The organism is Vibrio crassostreae 9ZC13 (assembly GCF_000272045.2).
GTDB lineage: Bacteria > Pseudomonadota > Gammaproteobacteria > Enterobacterales > Vibrionaceae > Vibrio > Vibrio crassostreae_C.
This window is the reverse complement of record NZ_AJYZ02000040.1, coordinates 341,545-342,278: the sequence shown is the minus strand read 5'-3', so window position 1 is coordinate 342,278 and position 734 is coordinate 341,545. Positions and strand designations below refer to the sequence as shown.

5 tRNA genes are annotated in these 734 nt (G+C 48.5%); all 5 read right to left on the bottom strand.

Annotation, left to right across the window (positions count from 1 at the left end):
• Positions 1-114: 114 nt before the first annotated feature.
• The 5 genes from A136_RS14190 to A136_RS14170 all read right to left on the bottom strand — a co-directional run bounded on the left by A136_RS14190 (position 115) and on the right by A136_RS14170 (position 715).
• Positions 115-190 (bottom strand) — tRNA-Gly (locus A136_RS14190).
• A gap of 56 nt (positions 191-246) precedes the next feature.
• Positions 247-323, bottom strand: a tRNA-Met gene (locus tag A136_RS14185).
• 51 nt (positions 324-374) lie between these two features.
• A tRNA-Gly gene (locus A136_RS14180) sits at positions 375-450 on the bottom strand.
• A 59-nt stretch (positions 451-509) separates the two neighbouring features.
• Positions 510-586 (bottom strand) — tRNA-Met (locus A136_RS14175).
• 53 nt (positions 587-639) lie between these two features.
• Positions 640-715 (bottom strand) — tRNA-Gly (locus A136_RS14170).
• Positions 716-734: the final 19 nt, after the last annotated feature.

Genomic DNA, 734 nt, shown 5'->3' with positions numbered 1-734 from the left:
TCGGGTTATGAGCCCGACGAGCTACCAAACTGCTCCATCCCGCGTCCGAATGCATTGTTTAAGACAATGAGACTAAACCATTTTCATTCTGAGCAAAGCTCTAAGAATAGAATTTGGAGCGATACATCGGGTTCGAACCGATGACCTCAACCTTGGCAAGGTTGCGCTCTACCAACTGAGCTAGTATCGCATTAGTTAGTCGCTGCTCTTACTGCCTTGGGCAACAGATAGCGCTTAACTGTAATGTGGTTGCGGGAGCCGGATTTGAACCGACGACCTTCGGGTTATGAGCCCGACGAGCTACCAAACTGCTCCATCCCGCGTCCGAATGCATTATTTAAGTTAATGACTCTGTTCTCTAAAAAGAGAGAATTTGGAGCGATACATCGGGTTCGAACCGATGACCTCAACCTTGGCAAGGTTGCGCTCTACCAACTGAGCTAGTATCGCATAAGCTAACCGTTCATCTTGTCTGCTAAGAAGCAGCAAATTAACGTTTAACTGTAATGTGGTTGCGGGAGCCGGATTTGAACCGACGACCTTCGGGTTATGAGCCCGACGAGCTACCAAACTGCTCCATCCCGCGTCCGGATGCATCAATTAAGTTGATGATTCTTCCCTCTCTCTTCGAAAAGAAAGTGGAGCGATACATCGGGTTCGAACCGATGACCTCAACCTTGGCAAGGTTGCGCTCTACCAACTGAGCTAGTATCGCATTCGTTATTCGCTGTTCA